A 14,938-nucleotide genomic window follows, 5' to 3' on the forward strand; every position below is an offset into this window, starting at 1 on the left:
GTTAGGGTTCTTACGTGGGTCAGATTTGGATGGAAATCGCCGGGATTAGTGGGTCACTTCTGGATGGAAATCAACAGGCAAGGACGCTAGAAGCTCGCCGAGCCTGCTTTTGGCGTCGGAGGCGGTGATTTCTCGGATGGCACTCATAGGGTCATCGTACGCCGCGTTCGCCAGATTGAACAATTTAGGCAAGTTGATCAATTGGCAGTCCTGGGCTTGGTCGAGATTGACCAGGAGTTCATCGACAAGCGATAGGGCCGGGCCCCCTAAGGGGGCACTTTTCCACAGGAGAGGCGGCCAAATGAGAACTGGCCCCGAGCGCATCACACCTGCTGCATAGGGGGCGAGTGTTGCACCGTGCAACACGCGGGCCCCCGCCCCGGCCTCATCGGGGCGAGTGTTGCACCGTGCAACACGCGGGGGAGGATCACCACCTCGGATCGCTGGCAGGGCCCCTACGTGGCGGTGTGCGACGGTCGCACAGTGCCCGAACCGGGCTACGCAATCAGGGGTGTGCGACCGTCGCACAGCGGCGTGATTTACGGTAAATCACTCGTGGATCTTCGGCTGGCTCCCTTCACAGTCATGCGCGCGATGCCGGCGCGCTACCCGCGCGCCTGGCGGGCCAAGCCTAGGCGTCGTCCCCCCACCACATCTACCCTCCTTAGGAGGCCCCGCCCCGGCCTCATCGGGGCGAGTGTTGCACCGTGCAACACGCGGGGGAGGGTCCCCACCTCGGGTCGCTGGCAGGGACCCCCTAGGTGGTGGTGTGCGACGGTCGCACAGGCCCGGCTCCAGCGGAGCCCGCAGGAAAGCCCTGACCCCTTCGAGGTCCGCCGTAGGGGTGATTTTTACCTGGCTGGGAAGCTTATTTTGTGCGCCGCACAAAACCTCAGAAAGATTTGACGAACCTCCGTCGCCCCCATCTTATTGACAGTTTATATCTTATGGTATATATTCCGCGTGGGCGAGATTGGCTCGCTCAAATCTTTAACTCAGGAGAAAACAATGGTAAAGATAATCAACCTAAAACATGAAAGATTCAAAGATGAAGAAAAAGAAGGCCCCGCCCGAAGTTAAACCAGTCAAGTTCATCAACAAGCAGTCGCTGAAAGCTTTCCAAGAGCTGCCACGCGACCCCCGCCATGCATTCACCCTCCAGCTAGAAAATGTGATTGCATACGGACTGCACCCGACAATCCCAACCGACACCCTACCAGGCAAAGTTGTGGAGTTGAAGGTGAACGGGAGCCCAGCTTACCGTTGTGTGTACCTAGTGACTGACGAAGCAATCGTCGTTGTTCACTCGTTCGCAAAGACCGCCCAAGGTCGAGACAAGAAGAATTTGAAGACAATCGAAACAAGGCTCAAGGCCCTAGACGAAGCTCAGTTCTGCTAAGCCAAAAAGGCAGTGTTCACAGCACTGCCTTTTTTACTGTGATCTGCATCGGCTCGTCCATGTCCCGTGGATCGAAATCGATGTCGAATTTGTAGCCCAGCCTACAGAGGCCTTCCAAGAGGAAATCCACCGAGAACTTGGCTAACTTCCCACTCAACAAGTTGCTCACACGCGGCTGACTTGTCTGCAGTTCTTCCGCCACCTTCTTTTGGTTCCAACCATTTTTGGACACCAAAACTCCGATGATCGCAGCCAGCTTGGATTTTAGGATGAGCGAATTCAACTCAACGGGATCTTGAGTGCTTAGCTCGAACAAACTAGCGCGGGTCATGGAAAGTGGTACTGGTAAAGTGAGGGTAAATGACGGTAGCCGCGAGGGTACCGATGTTCCTAAGCTAATTGACGAAGCCGTCAATAAGAAGCTAAGTATATCACTGCGGATATAAAACGTCAACATCAACGTAGCGGCACAGAGTTGTCGCTAGGGATGTCGCTAGAGTTGTCGCTCCCATGAGAAGCTGCTGTACCGCAACCAGAGCCCGCAGCACGTGCATAGGAGCGCACTACTGGAGCATCGGGGGAAGGAGTCAGTGCGACAGGTGAACGGAAGTCACGCCAAGCTCAGGGTCCCTCGAGGAAAGTCCTGGGGGGAAGGTATTCGCCGGCGTGCAGCCGGCGCCTGCCTCACGCGGCAGCAAGCGAAGCGCCGTCCGCCACCAGGCCGTCGATCGTCAGCCTTCGATCACCACCAGGCCATCGCCGCGGGGCACAACATCCCGATCCCCTGCAGCATCAACCGCGCGCCCTCAAAGCCGGTTTTCCGTTCCTCGAGGAGCCCAGTTCCTGGCCGAAGGCTGCACCCCAAGGTTATGCGCCAGGCCCTCGTTGGTCGCCTGTCACCACCGGCTACCGGAGAACCGATGCCCCGGTACCGGCGCGCCGATAGCCAGGTACCGGGTTTTGTGGCAAAATATTGCCTACCACCCCTCCTCTGCCGCGTCATTAAGTTGGCTCCCGGCATTGGCCGAAAAGACCGCCTCCGGGCGGTTTTTTCATGCCCGCTCGCTTTCCAGGACCCGCTCGTGGAGAACAAGAAAACCGCCGTCTACATCGACGGCTACAACCTCTATTACGGCCGGCTGCGAGGCACAGCGTACAAGTGGCTCGACCTGGTGCGGCTGTTCGACGATGTGCTCAGGATCCAGGACGGCGTGCCACCCGTTCAGATGGTCAGGTTCTTCAGCGCTCATGCCCTTGCCCGCTTCGCTTCGCATGGGGAGGCGTCGATCACTGCGCAGCAGAACTACCACCGGGCCCTCCTGACTCCTGACGCTCTACCCGGATCGTTTCGCGATCACCCTTGGGACCCACAGCATGGACAAGGACGGCGCACTCCTGCCGGCCGTTCGGCCTGGCGTGCCCTATGACCGAAACGATAGGGTGCGGGTCTGGAAGATCGAGGAGAAGCAAACCGATGTGAACCTGTCCATGGCCATGTACCGAGATGCCGCCAAGCTGCCTTCGGAAGAGGCGGTGAAGCACACACGCGCGATCGGGGACCTGGTCTATCCGGAGCGCCCTGGTAGCCAGGGGCGTGGTATTTGGGCCGCCATGCTGCTGCGCGACGACGGGGAGACCTACGTCATCCCCGTGCTCGATCGCGCGCACATCCGCAAGATCCGCGGTGGCATCTTGATCAACGGCACTGAGGTCGTGCCGCGCGGCAGGGCCATGAAGAACATCCAGTCCGACCGCTACCCTCAGACCTGGTGGTGCCGGCCTGTCGCAATCAGCAACTGCAGCTTCGCCGACGTGGACATCGGCACGCCGGCCGCCGCGCGCAGCGGGGCACGGCAGCGTGGCGAGCTTGAAAGCACGGCCGAGGCGCTGAAGGTCGCGAAGATCCTCAGCAATCGCCCGACACGCAGAATCCCCTACGACCCCAACACGGCTTCAGGCCACTACCTGGGGCATTTCTGACGCTGGGGCGAGTAGCCAGCTGCCTGGTCGCACCCTATCCTCTCGACATGTGCAGCAACTACGAAGCCGTCACGCGCGCCGACCGCCTGCTTTCGTTCTTTGGGGTGGTGCGGGAAGGCAACGAGGCACCGATCATTGCCTTCCCGACCAACGTGGCGCCGTTCATCCGGCTCGCCGAGGACGGCTCGGGCAACGACGACTGGCTCACGTGCCCGGTGCCAGAGGCGCCGAAGTTCTTTCGGCAATGGATGGGCCAGATGGAGACGTTCCCGGCGCCGCTGCCGCCACGGGCAAAGAAGGTGAAGCCAGCCGTGGTGCAAGAGCCCGGTGAGGTGAAGCCACTGCCTCCCTCCCCTCCGCAGCCGGACCTTTTCTAGCTGGACTACGATGCCAGGAGAGCGCTTCGGGCGCCAACAGCCGGCAGTCGACGTCACCCCTAGGACTGCTGCCAAATGGCAACGCAGATCTACACACATTCATGTGTTCACGACATGATGTCCGAAATGAACATCACGTTCTCTTTCGACGATGCACTTCTAACCGCGGCCAAGGTCATGGCGGCCAAGCAAAACACGTCCGTCAACGCTCTGGTTCGCCAAGCGCTGGAACACGTGGTAGCCACTGACGGCGCCGTCGCCATGAGTGGCAGTTCAGGAGTGGCCCAGGCTCTCGTGGATTACTCAATGGGACGAAAGCCGAGGCTGGCCACGATGCAGGAATTGGCGATTGACGACTACGGCGTGCTCATCAGGCTGCTGAACGAGGCAGGGCTGCCCCGCCCGTTGGTCCCGTTGGCGCAGCGCGAAGCAATGGCCGCTCAACTCGCTGAAGTTCTCAAGGCGGCGGGGAGCGAGTCGTGAGGCGCCGCATCTCAGCTGTCCTTCCAGACACCGGGCCCCTCATCTCGTTCGCTGCGGGCGGCGCACTGGATCTCCTTTTGCTCGCGCGCTACCTGAAGCTGTGACGGCATTCGGCCAGGAGCCGACATTCGCTCCGTGCCTCGAGTTCGAAAGCGTTCCGGACCGGCCAGAGCAGTCCTTCTTTGACGCTTCCGGTTTAAAACACAGGTATCGCTCCGAAGGCGCGACGACGCGCCGAGCAGGGATGCCTCGACTTCATTAGCCGACCTTCTTCATGCCGATTGATCGTAAATGGCGGTGCCTGGGATGCTCTCTGCAAAGCCAGCGCCGAACAGGCGCGCCGGAGTATTGAATCCCCCCCGCTTTTCACCCCTGAGTACACGCTTGGCGGCCTCCACAGCCGCGAGAGGCGTGTAGGTATAGCCGTTCACCGTGTCGATCACCGATCGCGCAACAGAACCATCGGCGCCCGTGACCTCCACCACGGCGCGAGCCCTTTGGCCGTCGCGCTCTTCGCGGCTGGGGCCGTCCGCGAGCTTGGATAAATCGCCGCCCGGAAACGCAGCGCCCGTCACGTTCACGAACATGGCAATGTTGGGTATGCGCGTGGAATGCCATGCCGTGACCAGGTCGCCGAACGACAACGGCGCGCAAACGACGGGCCCGTCGCCGAAGTCGAACTGCGCGGGCTGAGCGTCCGGCGTTGCAACCAGCATGCCGTCGAGCCGTGCCATCAACCCGGCTCCGACGATCTCGCCGGCACTGACGGCCGAGCCGCGCGACATTGAGCCCGCCACCTGCAATGCGATCCTCAGCGACACCGGGTTGGCGACGCGATGTGAGACCTGCACGGCCAGACAGTCGGTCGGCACGACATCCCAACCCACGCCGGGCATCAGCATCACGTCGGTTTCTGCCGCTTCCTCGCTGAGTTGCTCCGCCAGGCGATAGACATTGATCTCCGCCGTGATGTCGAGGTAGTGCGCGCCCGAATCGATGCAAGCCCGCATCAGCGGCTCCGCTGTTTGGGCGAAGGGCCCGGCACAGTTGAGTACGACAGTGATGCCGTTCAACGCTTCGCGCACGGTGGCCGTGTCGTCGAGCCCGAAGGCTCGATACGGCACATCCAGTTCCTCGGCAAGCGCTGCCAATCGGGCCGCATTTCTTCCAGCGATGGCGAAGTCCAGACTCGCTACCTTGGCCTGCCGGGCGACCATGCTGCCGGTGTAGCCGTTCGCGCCGTAGATGAGAAGACGGCTCATGGTTGCGCCTTCTGCCAACTCTTGTAGACGAACTCGAGGCTGTAGCCGTCCGGGTCCAGCACATTGGCGGCGTAGTAGCGCGGGTCGTAGTGCAGGCGTGCGCCGGGTGCGCCCTTGTTGACGGCACCTGCCGCCATGGCGGCGGCGTAGGCCGCGTCGACCGCGGCAGCGTCTGTCGCGACGAATCCGACGTGCGCCGCACGCCCTTCGACGACACCGTTTTGCAGCCAGAAGAACACCCGTCCGTTGGCGCCGAAGCCCTTGAGATCGGGATGCCCAGGCGGGCCGTCCTTGCCGGCATAGTCGTGTTGGCGGGTGATCCCGAGGGGTGCCAGTGCCGCCGTGTAGAACGCAATCGAGCGATCGAAGTCGCTTACCGTGAGGAAGATGTGATCGAGCATGGTGACTTCTAACTCAGATGTTGTAGCCACCAGCGACTTCGATGTTCTGCGCATTGATCCAGCCACTGTCCGCAGACAGCAGGCTGGCGATCACGCGGCCGACATCGTCGGGCGCACCGATCCGACCGAGCGCGGTTTGTCCGGCCAGCATCGTGACGAATTCGGGGCTCTGGTCGAACGCGCCGCTGGTCATGTCGGTGCGGATCGCGCCCGGCGAGATCGAATTCGCCCGGATGCCGCGCGCACCGAACTCCCTGGCCATGTAGCGCGTCAGCACTTCCAGCCCACCCTTGAATGCCGCATAAGGCGCGGCACCTGGCGTCGCTACGCGGGTCGTCGCGCTGGTCATGTTGACGATGTGGCCGCCATCGGCCATCAGCGGCAGCAGCGCCTGGGTCAGGAAGAACGGCCCCTTCAAGTGCACATTCAACAGGCCGTCGAACTCGGCTTCGCTGACGGTCTCGATCGGGTTGAAGAGGCCATAGCCCGCGTTGTTGACCAGCGCGTCGAAGCTGTCCCGGCTCCAGGTCGACTTGAGCGCTGCGGCGACCTTCTCGCGAAAGCCGGCGAAGGATGCGACCTGGCCGACATCGAGCGGCAGCGCCACGGCCTTGCCGCCAGCCGCTTCGATGTCGCGAACGACTTGCTCGGCGCCTGCCGCGTGGCTGTTGTAGGTGACGATGACGCCCATGCCGCGCTGGGCTGCCTGGACGGCGGTGCTGGCCCCGAGACCTCGGCTTGCGCCGGTGATGATGACGATGTTCATGTGTTCTTTCCGTTGGGTAAGTGGTGCATGAACGATAGGTCGTGAGCCTGCTGCAGGCCTGCCCGTTCCTGCCGCAAACCTGCCTATTCCTGCTTCGGTGGTTGCAGCGCGCCTCACATTGCGATCTGATATAGCCCCATGGAAGAACAACTCAGAGAGCTTCGGACCTTGGCGTCGAAAGCAAGGAACCGTCTGACCGAGACTGGCATTCCGCGTGTCGCGATGGTGCAGGGCAAGATCCCCGAGCACGAGCTGAGCGCCGTCTACGACCCGATGGTTAACCTGATTCTTCAGGGCAGCAAATCCATGACCGTCGGCGACCGCACGCTGCACTACTGTCCGGCGAACTATTTCGTGATGTCCATCGACCTGCCTGCGGTCGGCACCGTGTGGCCTGCAGCGACCGGCGAGCCCTACCTGGCGGTGGCCTTGACCCTCCAGCCGACGGTGGTGGCCGAACTGATCGCGGATTTGCCTAAAGTCGCTCACAGCGAGAAAGCCGAAACCGGGTTCTCGGTGTCCGCAGTGACGCCCGATCTGATGGACGCATGGGTCCGCATGCTGCGCTTGATGGAACGTCCCGCGGACATTCCGGCACTGGCGCCTGCTTACGAACGCGAGATCCTCTACCGGGTGCTGCAGGGGCCGCACGGGCAGATGCTGCGCGACATCGCCACGCCCGACAGCGCCATCGCACGGGTCAGCCTGGCGATCCAGTGGATCCGGCGCGACTTCGCCGAACCGCTGCGGGTCGAAGCTCTGGCACAGAAGGCGGCGATGAGCGAGTCGGCGTTTCACCGGCATTTCAAAGCGGTGACGGCACTGAGCCCGCTGCAATACCAGAAACGGGTCCGCTTGCTGCAGGCCCGCACGCTGCTGGTCGTCGGCGGCAAGAGCGTGACCGCGGCCGCCTTCGAGGTGGGCTATGAGAGCGCGACCCAGTTCAGCCGCGAATACGCACGTGCGTTCGGCCTGCCACCGGGACGCGACTCGGAGCAGATCCTGGCGAAGTACCGGCCGCCGGTCGACAACGTGGGTCAGCGGCAGACTGCCGCTGCGATCTAGTCAGACGAGTGCGTCGACGTCCGCCGTCGCGCGCCGAGAGGCGGCCGGTGCCTTGAACCGCGCCACATCCCGGGCCGGCGGCATTCCAAACAGGCGCGCGTATTCGCGGCTGAATTGCGAAGCACTTTCATAGCCGACTGAAAACGCAATCGATGCTGCGTCGCGTGGCTCGAACAGCAAGAGCCACCTGGCCCGGAGCAGTCGCAGCCGCTTCTGGTACTGAATCGGCGCCATCGCGGTGATGGCCTTGAAGTGGCGATAGAACGCCGGCACGCTCATGTCGGCCATCGCCGCGAGCTGCTCCACACGAAACGGTTCGGTGTAGTGGTCGCGAATCCAGTGGATGGTGCGGCGAATCCGGGGCAGCCGACCATCGGGTCGCGCGATTTCCCGCAGCAAGCCGCCCAGCGGTCCCTGCAAAGCGCGAAAAAGAATCTCTCGCTCGATCATGGGTGCCAGCATCGCGACCTCGTGAGGACGATCGACGAGCCGCATCATGCGCAGCCACGCGTCCATCATCTCGGAAGGCGCCGGCACTGAAAAGAAGCACACCTTATTCGGCTCGTCTGCTTCAAGCTTGTCGACGAGCAAGCTGGCGATGACCGCCGGATCGAGGGTCAAGCTGATGGCGAGGTACGGCAACCCCGGCCCGCCAGGGTAAATCTGGCCGGTGGCAGGGACGTCCACGGGCACGACGAAATAGGTGCCGGCTTCGTAGTTCAGCACCCGGTCGCCGATGGACAAGGTCTTCGAACCCTGCACAACGAAATGCAGCATGGGTTGATAGACCTGATCGGCGCAGGCCTCCGCGCAGACCATCGCCACGCGGGGCACGCCGATGTCGGTCCACTTGTTTCCCGCCCGCATCACGATGCGGCGCAGTTCATCCAGAGCTGTAGCCATGCGGTCGATGATGGGGCACGCAGAGGGGCGAAGCAAGCGATGCGAGAAGAATAGGCAAGCATGGGAGAAGAACCGGCACCCCCTCGCAGCCGGGTTGATCGAATATTGGACGCAGTACTCAACCTGGAAAGACACCCATGAAGCTAGAAGGAAAAATCGCAATCGTCACCGGCGCATCGAGTGGCATCGGCGCCGGGATTGCCAAGGCACTGGCCGCGGAAGGCGCCACCGTGGTCGTGAACTACGCCGCCAGCCAGAAGGGCGCAGACGCCGTCGTCAGCGCGATTGAGGCGGCGGGCGGCAAGGCCGTCGCCGTGCAGGCGGACATGAGCAAGACGGCCGATGTCGGCCGCCTGTTCGACACCGTGAAGGCCGATCACGGCAAGCTCGACGTGCTGGTGAACAATGCCGGCCTCGCGGTGTTCGAGATGGTCGCCGACCTGACCGAGGAAGCATTTCACAAGCAGTTCAACGTCAATGTGCTGGGGTACTTCCTGGCGATCCGCGAAGCAGTGAAGCACTTCGGTGATGACGGCGGCAGCATCATCAACATCAGCTCGATCCTGAGCACCGATCCCTATCTGGCCTCAAGCGTGTACGCGGCGACCAAAGGCGCCGTCGACACGATGACATTCGCGCTCGCTCGCGAACTCGGGCCGCGTGGAATCCGGGTGAACTCGATCTTGCCGGGGCATACCAACACGCCGGCCACCGACGGCAATTTCGCTGGCGAGTTCGGCGTGAAGCTGATTGCCGGGACGCCGCTCGGTCGGTTCGGCGAGCCGGAAGACATCGCGCCCGTCGCCGTGTTTCTGGCGTCGCAGGACGCGCATTGGGTCACAGGCGAATCGATCCGGGCCGCCGGTGGCGTGCGCGGCGTCGGCTACTGACTGTCTTCGAAAAATTCGACATGGCAAGTTTGACCCTGGGGAGCGTCGCCCCCGCATCGGGGCGACGCGCGCTCGCGTTGTTCATCGTTCTTGCAGCGCAGTGCATGTTCGCGATGGACCTGCTGATCGTCGTCATCGCATTGCCTCGCATACAGCAGGATCTGGGCTTCAACCCGGCTGCCTTGACCTGGGTCCTCAACGCGTTCGGTCTGGCGTTCGGCGGCCTGCTCATGCTGGGTGGTAGGCTTGGCGACATGATCGGTCAGGTGCGCGCCTTTCGCGCGGGGCTGGTCGTGTTCGTGCTGGCCTCGCTGCTGGGCGGCCTCGCCCAGACGCCGGGCATGCTGGTGGCCGCACGCGTGTTGCAAGGGGTCGGTGCCGCGCTGGCAGGCCCGAGCGTCCTTGCCCTGGTGATGGTGATGGCACGCGACGCGACGGAACAGGCGCGCGGCATGTCTCTGTTCATCGCGGTCTCCACCATTGGCGCCTCCGCCGGTTTGATTCTGGGCGGCATGCTGACCGAATACCTGACGTGGCGCTGGTCACTGCTGATCAACGTGCCGGTCGGCGCGGTGGTGGTGATGGCCGTGGGTCGGCTGGTCGCCGAGACCCATCCGAAGCCGGCGCGTCTGGATGTGGTCGGTGCCTTGACCGCCACGCTGGGCTCGGTGGCGCTGGTGTACGGCTTCATCAGCGCGGCGGAGAACAGTTGGGCCTCCGCCGGCACGATGCTTTCCTTCTCGGCAGCGGTGATCCTGTTCGGCGTGTTCGTGCGGACGGAAAAACGGCACAAGGAGCCGTTGCTCGACCTGCACCTGCTGCAGGATCGATCCCGACTTGGCGGGCTGGCGGTGATGGCCTTGATCGTCGGCGTGCACTTCGCGGTGTTGTTCATCCTCGTGCAGTACTTGCAACGCATCCTGGGCTATACCCCGCTCGTCGCCGGGCTCGCCTACATGCCGCTGACCGCCACCGTGTTCGCGATCAGTCAATTCGTTCCGAGATTGATCCGCCGTTTCGGCATGCGCGTGTTGCTCGTCACGGGCAGTGTGCTGGTCGCTGTCAGCCTGCTGGGGTTTGTGTTGCTCGGTGAGCACAGCGCTTACTTCCCGGGCGTGCTGATCCCCATGGTCGTGCATGCCATGGGCATCGCTCTCGTCTTCGCGCCAGGGACCGTGGCGGTCATGCACGGCGTGCCCGACGCGCATGCCGGCGCTGCGTCGGGGCTGCTGCAGATGGACCAGCAGATCGGCGGCGCGCTGGGAATTGCGGTGATCACATCGATCTACGCATTGGCCGCCGTGCCCGGCCAGTATGTTTCAGGCTTGCCGGCTGCCTTCGCAGGCGGTGCCCTCCTTGCGCTCGTCGCGGCCGTCATCGCTTGGCGTGCTTTTCGCGATTGATCGATCTTTAGTTGAGTGGCGCCACTTGACGGAAACTGTCACAGCTCGACGGCGGTTTCCGCAATGCCTGACAACGACTGGACAGTTTCTGAGCGACCGCTTTGGCACAAATCGTACAGCCGCTTTGGGCCCACAGCTGCCGGTCAGCAGATCGGGGTGAGTAGCACAGTCACCCTGACCCCGCCGGGCTTGCGGTAAAGCCGCTGGCGCACCACGCGCGCGGAGAACTTCGTGCCCCCGATCACGGCAACGACGGACCATGCCGGTGGTGGGGAGTAGGAGGTGGCGGCTTCATCTTCGAAAGCGATGACGTCCGGGTGCCGCACGATCATGTCGCCAAAAGCTGCGCTGTCGAAGTCACAGGCCGTGATCGTGAGGACCTTGGCCTCGTGGTCGAGGTGTTCTGTGAAGAGGAAGTCCGGCACCCAGCTGCCCGTGTGCTTGTAGCGGATGTTCGGTTCAAAGGTCATGATTTCTTGTGCTCCAGGACCTCGGGGCCCAAGATGTCAGATTTGCCTACATTGCGATGCTGCCGATTCGGCCGGATGGCCTGAACCCCCGGCGTGGCGGCCAGTTCTTGGATCTGTGTGGCCGTGGCCTCCACCACATAGGCGCCAGCGAGATCGTTTCGGCGGGCCAAGCCGTCAAGACCGAGGCGTTTCAACGCCCGCCCGATCTCCTCCATGGCCACTGGCGGGGGATCGTCGGCCTTTGGGAGGTGCCGCTTGCGCAATGCCGCCGCGGGCGGAGGCAGCATTTCCAGGGGAGAGGTCATTGTCTTGCCTCCAGGACGCGAAGGTGCACGCACCGGGGGCCGCGCGGATTCGATGATGATCAACCGTGTCTCGCCGCCCGGGCTTGCGCGCAGGAAAGCGACGAGCTCGGCCCCCCGGATAGGGGCGCTCTGGATCTCACCCTTGGCAGAGAGAGCGGCGTCACTCACAGGTCGACCACCCAGCCAGGATCGAAGTCCTTGTTCTCGAACTCGCCGTGCCAGTTCATGTACCCCCGCGGATTGCACACCACCCGGCACCCGCCCACCTGGTAGTCGAAGCTGTCGTGCGTGTGCCCATGTACCCAGAGCGCCGGCACGTCGAAGAATTCGGCCGGCATCTCGCTGACGAAGCCACCGGAACCCCAGTGCTCAGCGAAACGCGGCGCAAGTGAATTGCGGTGCGGGGCATGATGGGTCACCACCACCGTGGGCCCGCCGAACGGCTCGGCGAGCTTGCGGCGCAGCCAGGCGCGGTGCCGCCGATGGACCAGCAAGGTGTCCATTGGCGCCAAACGCCTCGTGCCGCGCGAATTGGAGGTGTACGGGTCGTCCACGCGGATGGCGGCGTAGTCGGCCAGGTAGCGCGCACACGCGTCCATCGACCGGTGCCGGTCCGACAGTTGGCGCACCGGCTGGCCGGCAAAGCCTGGATCGTCGATCCGCACGCCGAAATCCGTCCACAGGGTGCAGCCTAGGAAGCGCACGCCTGCGATCACGACCTCGTCGCGGTCGAGGAAATGGATGTCCTGCGCTTCCGCCTGCCGGCGCATCTCCGCCAGCTCCTGGTCCATCACGGACTCGTAGTACTCGTGGTTGCCGGCGATCTGCACGATCGGCTTGTCGCCGAAGCGTGCCGGATTGCGCAGCCAGCGCGCGGCCACGCGCCCAGGGGCCACGATGTCGCCGGCCAGAATGGCCACGTCGTAGTCCAGGCCCTTCGGCACCTCGAAGGGCTCGAACTCGGCGTGCAGGTCGGAGAGGATCAGCAGCCTCATGGTCGCTGGTCACTCTCGGAAGCTGGCACGTCGACGACCACACCGGGATCGAACGCCTGGTTCTCGATCCGGCCGCTCCTGTTCACGTAGCCGCGCGGATTGCACACCACCCGGCAGGCACGGACCCGGTAGTCGAAGCTCTCATGCGTGTGGCCATGCACCCAGAGCACGGGCACCTCGAAGAATTGGTCAGGAAGCTCGCTGACGAACGCGCCCGAGACCCAATCGTCGGCGTAGCGCGCCGAGAGCGAACCACGGTGCGGCGCATGGTGCGTCACCACCACCGTGGACCCGGGAAACGGTTCGGCGAGCTTGGCTTGCAGCCAGGCCCGCTGGGCCTGGTGGATCTGCAGCATGTCGGCCGCCTGGAGCTTCCTGCCCAGTATGTCCCCCCAGGTGTTGGGCCCGGCCGTGTCGTCGACCGTGCGGATCAGCTCGTAGTCGTTCAGCAGGTTGGTCGCCTTCTTCATGGCCCATGCGGCGTCGCTGACCGTTCCCTCGGGCGTCTCGATCGCGAGCGCGAAATCGGTCCAGAGCGTCGCGCCAAGGAAGCGCACGCCGTCGATCACGAGCTCGTCGCCGTCGAGCAGGTGCACATGGCTGCCTTCGGTGGTGGTGCGCGCATCAGCCAGCGCCGTGTCCAGCCGGCCGTCGTAGTACTCGTGGTTGCCGGGCACATAGATCACGGGTTTGCCGGGAAAGCGCGACATCGCCCACTCGATGGCACGCTTGGCCGGCGAATGGATGTCGCCGGCGAGGATGACGACGTCGAACTCGAGATCGGGCACCGGCTCGGAGGGTGCGAACTCAAGATGCAGGTCGGAGAGGATCAGCAGCTTCATAGGCGAGTCATTTCGTGAATGGGCGCGCAAAGCGGCGCAGGCTTCGGTGTCGACGCCCAGGAAAGAGCCGCAGACCACACAGTCCTTGTGCGGGTCGAACTGCCACTCGGCGTCGTCGAGCGCGACCCAGGGTTCGTCGGGGGCGCCGTGGGCCTGCAGCCAGGCGAGGATCTCGCCTTCCCGGTGCGCGAATGAATCGGGAGCCCCGGAACCGCTCGGCGGCGTGACGCCGAGGATCCGGGTACGGATGTCTTTGCGTATTCCGGCGAACGTGACCGACGATTCCGCTCTATCGTGACCGGTCGTCATGCGTGTTGAGTTGCGCGTTCAGATTGTAGAAGTGGCGGTCACGATGGGTCTTTATTCTTCTCCTTTTGAGGCGTTTTCGCGGTCTGCCGCAATGACTCACCTGTGAGGGTGAGTCGGTGGTTCTGCTGCATCAATCGATCAAGGATCGCGTCCGCGATCGTGGCGTCTCCGACCCATGCATGCCAGTGCTCGATCGGCAGCTGACTGGTGATGATGGTGGCCTTGCTGGCCGCCCGGTCGTCGATGATCTCCAGCAGATCGCTGCGGGCTTGAACGTCGAGCGCGGCCATGCCCCAATCGTCGAGCAGCAGCACGTCGGTCTTGGCCAGTTGGATCAGCCACTTTCCGAAGGTCCCATTGCCGTGACGGATGCGCAGTTCCTCGCCGAGTCGCGGCATGCGCTGGTAGTAGGCGGAGCGACCACGCCGGCACGCGTACTGCGCCAGCGCGCATGCAAGCCACGACTTGCCCGCCCCCGTCGGTCCCGTGATCAGCACGCTGTGGCCCGAATCGATCCAGTCGCTCAGCGCCAGGCTCATCACGGCCTTGCGATCAATGCCGCGACCGGCACGAGCATCCAAGTCCTCGATGGCCGCCTGCGGGTACTTCAGGCGCGCCTCCTTCAAGAGCCGCTCGCGTCGCTTGTCGCCGCGCCAGTGCACTTCGCGCTCCACCAGCAAGGCCGTGCGTTCCTCGAAGCTCATGGCCGTCATGCCGGCGCTGGTGAGCTGGTCTTGCAGTCCCGCCGCCATGCCCAGCAACTTCAGGCTACGCAGTTGATCCAGGGTCGTGTTCATCATCATTGGAATTCCTTTGGTTCGAGTGCCGGATGCCGTCCGGTGGTCACTGGTAGTACGCCGGGCCACGCACATGCTCGTGAGGCGGACTGGTCCAACTCGGTGCCGTGCTCGCGACCGCCTTGTCGCGCTCGTTGACCAGGATGGCCTTCACATGCACGTACTTCGCCGTGCCCAGTTCCAGCGCGATCAGGCTGGCCGCCTCCAGGCGCTTCTTGCCGTAGCGCCGCGCCAGCGACAGCAGCCCGAGACATGCCCGGTAGCCGTGCTCGGGATGGCGACGCTCCTCGA

The 14,938-nt window shown here is 63.5% G+C and carries 18 protein-coding genes and 1 pseudogene; 8 read left to right on the forward strand and 11 right to left on the reverse strand.

What is annotated here, in order from left to right:
• Nucleotides 1-1,048 precede the first annotated feature (1,048 nt).
• Nucleotides 1,049-1,399 (forward strand): type II toxin-antitoxin system RelE/ParE family toxin, encoded by a 351-nt coding sequence (locus AC3A6J_RS27585; RefSeq protein WP_487863205.1) that lies wholly within the window; start codon nucleotides 1,049-1,051, stop codon nucleotides 1,397-1,399.
• Nucleotides 1,400-1,415: 16 nt separating this feature from the next.
• Here the strand turns inward: AC3A6J_RS27585 and AC3A6J_RS27590 are convergent, their stop codons facing one another.
• The gene (locus AC3A6J_RS27590) at nucleotides 1,416-1,730 is read right to left on the reverse strand and encodes a helix-turn-helix domain-containing protein (protein WP_487863206.1); all 315 of its coding nucleotides are present in this window, start codon (nucleotides 1,728-1,730) and stop codon (nucleotides 1,416-1,418) included.
• Between the two features lie 751 nt (nucleotides 1,731-2,481).
• Between AC3A6J_RS27590 and AC3A6J_RS27595 the strand changes: the two genes are divergently transcribed.
• From AC3A6J_RS27595 to AC3A6J_RS27610, 4 genes are all read left to right on the forward strand, one after another.
• Nucleotides 2,482-2,826 carry a PIN domain-containing protein gene (locus AC3A6J_RS27595; protein ID WP_487863207.1) on the forward strand — a complete coding sequence of 115 codons (345 nt, stop codon included), beginning with the start codon at nucleotides 2,482-2,484 and terminating at the stop codon, nucleotides 2,824-2,826.
• Nucleotides 2,774-3,379, forward strand: coding sequence for a hypothetical protein (locus AC3A6J_RS27600; protein WP_487863208.1), 606 nt, complete (start codon nucleotides 2,774-2,776; stop codon nucleotides 3,377-3,379). Before AC3A6J_RS27595 ends, AC3A6J_RS27600 begins: the two co-directional genes overlap by 53 nt.
• A 47-nt stretch (nucleotides 3,380-3,426) precedes the next feature.
• Complete coding sequence (locus AC3A6J_RS27605) at nucleotides 3,427-3,756, forward strand: hypothetical protein (RefSeq protein WP_487863209.1); 330 nt, start codon at nucleotides 3,427-3,429, stop codon at nucleotides 3,754-3,756.
• Nucleotides 3,757-3,831: 75 nt separating this feature from the next.
• Nucleotides 3,832-4,239 carry a hypothetical protein gene (locus AC3A6J_RS27610; RefSeq protein WP_487863210.1) on the forward strand — a complete coding sequence of 136 codons (408 nt, stop codon included), beginning with the start codon at nucleotides 3,832-3,834 and terminating at the stop codon, nucleotides 4,237-4,239.
• A 272-nt stretch (nucleotides 4,240-4,511) separates the two neighbouring features.
• On the opposite strand, the gene AC3A6J_RS27615 is transcribed toward AC3A6J_RS27610, so the two are convergent.
• The 3 genes from AC3A6J_RS27615 to AC3A6J_RS27625 are packed head-to-tail and all read right to left on the reverse strand — an operon-like array spanning nucleotide 4,512 to nucleotide 6,668.
• Entirely contained in the window at nucleotides 4,512-5,501 is a 990-nt protein-coding gene (locus tag AC3A6J_RS27615; protein ID WP_487863211.1) for a saccharopine dehydrogenase family protein, read from the reverse strand.
• On the reverse strand, nucleotides 5,498-5,902 hold the full coding sequence (locus tag AC3A6J_RS27620) for a VOC family protein (protein ID WP_487863212.1): 405 nt from the start codon (nucleotides 5,900-5,902) through the stop codon (nucleotides 5,498-5,500). The genes AC3A6J_RS27615 and AC3A6J_RS27620 overlap by 4 nt, the downstream gene beginning before the upstream one ends.
• Nucleotides 5,903-5,915: 13 nt before the next feature.
• Nucleotides 5,916-6,668: an SDR family NAD(P)-dependent oxidoreductase gene (locus AC3A6J_RS27625; protein WP_487863213.1), complete on the reverse strand. Its 753-nt coding sequence runs from the start codon at nucleotides 6,666-6,668 to the stop codon at nucleotides 5,916-5,918.
• Between the two features lie 138 nt (nucleotides 6,669-6,806).
• On the opposite strand from AC3A6J_RS27625, the gene AC3A6J_RS27630 reads away from it, so the two are divergent.
• A complete protein-coding gene (locus tag AC3A6J_RS27630; protein ID WP_487863214.1) occupies nucleotides 6,807-7,733 on the forward strand; it encodes an AraC family transcriptional regulator in 927 nt (308 codons plus the stop codon).
• Here AC3A6J_RS27630 and AC3A6J_RS27635 read toward each other — a convergent pair whose 3' ends face one another.
• Nucleotides 7,734-8,636, reverse strand: a complete 903-nt coding sequence (locus AC3A6J_RS27635; protein WP_487863215.1) for an AraC family transcriptional regulator — start codon at nucleotides 8,634-8,636, stop codon at nucleotides 7,734-7,736. It lies immediately after the preceding gene.
• 137 nt (nucleotides 8,637-8,773) lie between these two features.
• On the opposite strand from AC3A6J_RS27635, the gene AC3A6J_RS27640 reads away from it, so the two are divergent.
• Nucleotides 8,774-9,526: a glucose 1-dehydrogenase gene (locus AC3A6J_RS27640; RefSeq protein ID WP_487863216.1), complete on the forward strand. Its 753-nt coding sequence runs from the start codon at nucleotides 8,774-8,776 to the stop codon at nucleotides 9,524-9,526.
• Nucleotides 9,527-9,546: 20 nt separating this feature from the next.
• On the forward strand, nucleotides 9,547-10,929 hold the full coding sequence (locus AC3A6J_RS27645) for an MFS transporter (RefSeq protein ID WP_487863217.1): 1,383 nt from the start codon (nucleotides 9,547-9,549) through the stop codon (nucleotides 10,927-10,929).
• A gap of 143 nt (nucleotides 10,930-11,072) precedes the next feature.
• Here the strand turns inward: AC3A6J_RS27645 and AC3A6J_RS27650 are convergent, their stop codons facing one another.
• From AC3A6J_RS27650 to AC3A6J_RS27675, 6 genes and pseudogenes are all read right to left on the reverse strand, one after another.
• Nucleotides 11,073-11,399 (reverse strand): hypothetical protein, encoded by a 327-nt coding sequence (locus AC3A6J_RS27650; protein ID WP_487863218.1) that lies wholly within the window; start codon nucleotides 11,397-11,399, stop codon nucleotides 11,073-11,075.
• Complete coding sequence (locus tag AC3A6J_RS27655; RefSeq protein ID WP_487863219.1) at nucleotides 11,396-11,704, reverse strand: hypothetical protein; 309 nt, start codon at nucleotides 11,702-11,704, stop codon at nucleotides 11,396-11,398. Before AC3A6J_RS27655 ends, AC3A6J_RS27650 begins: the two co-directional genes overlap by 4 nt.
• Before the next feature lie 164 nt (nucleotides 11,705-11,868).
• Complete coding sequence (locus AC3A6J_RS27660) at nucleotides 11,869-12,699, reverse strand: metallophosphoesterase (RefSeq protein WP_487863220.1); 831 nt, start codon at nucleotides 12,697-12,699, stop codon at nucleotides 11,869-11,871.
• Nucleotides 12,696-13,850, reverse strand: coding sequence for a metallophosphoesterase (locus AC3A6J_RS27665; protein ID WP_487863221.1), 1,155 nt, complete (start codon nucleotides 13,848-13,850; stop codon nucleotides 12,696-12,698). The genes AC3A6J_RS27660 and AC3A6J_RS27665 overlap by 4 nt, the downstream gene beginning before the upstream one ends.
• Nucleotides 13,851-13,888: 38 nt before the next feature.
• Nucleotides 13,889-14,653, reverse strand: coding sequence for an IS21-like element helper ATPase IstB (gene istB / locus AC3A6J_RS27670; RefSeq protein WP_487863222.1), 765 nt, complete (start codon nucleotides 14,651-14,653; stop codon nucleotides 13,889-13,891).
• Nucleotides 14,654-14,693: 40 nt separating this feature from the next.
• Nucleotides 14,694-14,938: pseudogene (locus AC3A6J_RS27675) on the reverse strand (IS21 family transposase); the annotation flags it as partial.

This window comes from Variovorax sp. Soil_C_39 (assembly GCF_057656815.1).

Bases quoted from the DNA above. Each gene is read 5' to 3' on its own strand.
- AC3A6J_RS27605 (WP_487863209.1), top strand. From the start codon at position 3,427: ATGTGCAGCAACTACGAAGCCGTCACGCGCGCCGACCGCCTGCTTTCG.
- AC3A6J_RS27640 (WP_487863216.1), top strand. From the start codon at position 8,774: ATGAAGCTAGAAGGAAAAATCGCAATCGTCACCGGCGCATCGAGTGGC.
- AC3A6J_RS27655 (WP_487863219.1), bottom strand. From the start codon at position 11,704: ATGACCTCTCCCCTGGAAATGCTGCCTCCGCCCGCGGCGGCATTGCGC.
- AC3A6J_RS27635 (WP_487863215.1), bottom strand. From the start codon at position 8,636: ATGGCTACAGCTCTGGATGAACTGCGCCGCATCGTGATGCGGGCGGGA.
- AC3A6J_RS27615 (WP_487863211.1), bottom strand. From the start codon at position 5,501: ATGAGCCGTCTTCTCATCTACGGCGCGAACGGCTACACCGGCAGCATG.
- AC3A6J_RS27630 (WP_487863214.1), top strand. From the start codon at position 6,807: ATGGAAGAACAACTCAGAGAGCTTCGGACCTTGGCGTCGAAAGCAAGG.
- istB (WP_487863222.1), bottom strand. From the start codon at position 14,653: ATGATGATGAACACGACCCTGGATCAACTGCGTAGCCTGAAGTTGCTG.
- AC3A6J_RS27625 (WP_487863213.1), bottom strand. From the start codon at position 6,668: ATGAACATCGTCATCATCACCGGCGCAAGCCGAGGTCTCGGGGCCAGC.
- AC3A6J_RS27665 (WP_487863221.1), bottom strand. From the start codon at position 13,850: ATGACGACCGGTCACGATAGAGCGGAATCGTCGGTCACGTTCGCCGGA.
- AC3A6J_RS27590 (WP_487863206.1), bottom strand. From the start codon at position 1,730: ATGACCCGCGCTAGTTTGTTCGAGCTAAGCACTCAAGATCCCGTTGAG.
- AC3A6J_RS27620 (WP_487863212.1), bottom strand. From the start codon at position 5,902: ATGCTCGATCACATCTTCCTCACGGTAAGCGACTTCGATCGCTCGATT.
- AC3A6J_RS27660 (WP_487863220.1), bottom strand. From the start codon at position 12,699: ATGAGGCTGCTGATCCTCTCCGACCTGCACGCCGAGTTCGAGCCCTTC.
- AC3A6J_RS27650 (WP_487863218.1), bottom strand. From the start codon at position 11,399: ATGACCTTTGAACCGAACATCCGCTACAAGCACACGGGCAGCTGGGTG.
- AC3A6J_RS27610 (WP_487863210.1), top strand. From the start codon at position 3,832: ATGGCAACGCAGATCTACACACATTCATGTGTTCACGACATGATGTCC.
- AC3A6J_RS27600 (WP_487863208.1), top strand. From the start codon at position 2,774: ATGGACAAGGACGGCGCACTCCTGCCGGCCGTTCGGCCTGGCGTGCCC.
- AC3A6J_RS27585 (WP_487863205.1), top strand. From the start codon at position 1,049: ATGAAGAAAAAGAAGGCCCCGCCCGAAGTTAAACCAGTCAAGTTCATC.
- AC3A6J_RS27645 (WP_487863217.1), top strand. From the start codon at position 9,547: ATGGCAAGTTTGACCCTGGGGAGCGTCGCCCCCGCATCGGGGCGACGC.